This window comes from Acetobacter sp. AN02 (assembly GCF_029759835.1).
Taxonomy (GTDB): Bacteria; Pseudomonadota; Alphaproteobacteria; order Acetobacterales; family Acetobacteraceae; genus Acetobacter.
In genome coordinates, this window is the sequence record NZ_JAJJND010000169.1 from 1 (window position 1) to 1880 (window position 1880).

Sequence of the window (1880 nt, forward strand, 5' to 3'; positions counted from 1 at the left end):
TGATCAGCATCCTGTGAATCACATTTTTAGCCCAATGGGTACCCCGTGAGTCTGATCAAGAAACGGTTGGTATTAGATTCCAGGAACATCTCGCAGAAGGTGAATAGTGAGACAAAAGGTGCCTTCTCGATGCGAAACAGATGCGTTCGGAAGGTCGCATCCTGAACTTTCCCGTACTGAAGGCTCTGAGAAAAGCGCTTCTGCCGATCCTGGTCTGAATAGACATTTATAGCTAAATCGAGATGCTGTATTTGCACCTCGCCGAGCGGCGTATGCGCAGGGTCGCATGTATCAAGGTGGATGCAACGGCCAACCATCAAACTATTTGGGTCATCGTCCCGCGGCAGTTCCTCAATCATCATTGTAAGATAATTGTCGTCCCGGCGCTCAACATAGACTTCCAGCCGCCGTAGGTGTCGCACGTGGTAGTCCCAATATTCCGCTTGCCCCTGTGACAAGGGACGATCCAACAGTTCATAGGATGCGAAATCCTTCATGCCTTTACGCAGGCTAAAATCTTTTAACCATCGTGGATTTGCAGGCACCAAGGTCGCTTCGGTCAGCAGTTGTAGCGGCTGCGTGGCCGAGAATACGTCGGCATCGAGCCGAAGAAAGATAGGCGCCTTAGGCCACTCTTTTTGAGCCCAGTTAATGATTCCCGGACTCAGGAAAGGGCATAGCCTCGTAAAGCCGTTGCCAGCACGATAGATCTCGCTGCCGGATACGGAGTTAACAGCTCTCCGGTCGATGAGTTCATAGTCATAGCTGCCGTTATCCCGCCGCCGGATATGGTCGAAAAGCGAAGGTACGCCTTGGAATAAAGGCTGTGTTGAATCGTAGCGTTGGCACTGCCTTTCAACTTTTAGCCGCGTCACTTCGCGTCCGATTTCGAAAGTCATCGCGAATGCAGCGAGACGTTCCCGACGCAATCGACCAGCAAAGAAGCCAATTGCTAGATAGCCGCTCAGCGCATTTACCTCTTCGGAACTCAACATGCCCTCGCGGAAGGCAATCGACGGGTCGACAATATCCGCATAACAGCCTGGATTCTCGATGAGGTTATGAACAGCAACACCGGTTTGCACGGCAATATTAGCTAGCTGTCCGACATTTCCGAAGTATGTCTCAATCTCCACGCGACATCACCTCCTAACAGTCTATGAAGACCCTTCCCGTATTGTAGATGCCTAAATGGTGCGGGGGTGGGTATTTCGATTCTATCCTTTTCATCCAGTGTCCGCTATCGGGAAGTCCCTCAGAGGTGCGTAATGACTATTGTGAGGCGTAAGCCGCTGGTGCGCAGCGCTGAGTTTTCTGAAACAGACATAAATCATTGCATGTTAGAATTAGCGGCCGCAAAATGCGGCACGGCTCAGACCGCAATGACCCTTGTGATAGCATCGGGGCCCGAGTTCTAGGACTGGCAGAAGGTCCCAACCTGCTATGACAGATTCCCGACAGTATTCTTTCAGCCATCGACCTCGCAGCAACCATCATGTTCTGGATGCAAGGCCTGAGCCTAAATTTAAAAGTATTTTTATCTTCATGAGCAATTGCATTGGCCATAACTCGGATCGATAAGCGTCTCTGCTCGTTTCTATCTTGTCCTCCGTGAACTGGCCATTTTTCTTTCTCCTATGTCAGGACATCATGCAGAGCACTAAATATCCGGAGCGCAGAAAGGAACTTTCATCAGCCTGCGTGAGAGTTCGTCCCATTGATTGACATTGTCTCTCCGGCGGTCCGCAGCCGCATGATGTCCGGGATCCGGGGCAAGGATACGAAACCCGAGATTCTGCTACGTAATACCAACCATTGATTGCTATAACCTATGCGCCCAATTGCGCAGTCCGATTGACATGATGCGCCAAGGTTGTTCG

Annotated in this window: 1 protein-coding gene; it reads right to left on the bottom strand. The window is 50.7% G+C overall.

Annotated features, from left to right (window positions below):
* Positions 1 to 26: 26 nt before the first annotated feature.
* On the bottom strand, positions 27 to 1136 hold the full coding sequence (locus tag LOC54_RS12140) for a hypothetical protein (protein WP_279314038.1): 1110 nt from the start codon (positions 1134 to 1136) through the stop codon (positions 27 to 29).
* Positions 1137 to 1880 lie beyond the last annotated feature (744 nt).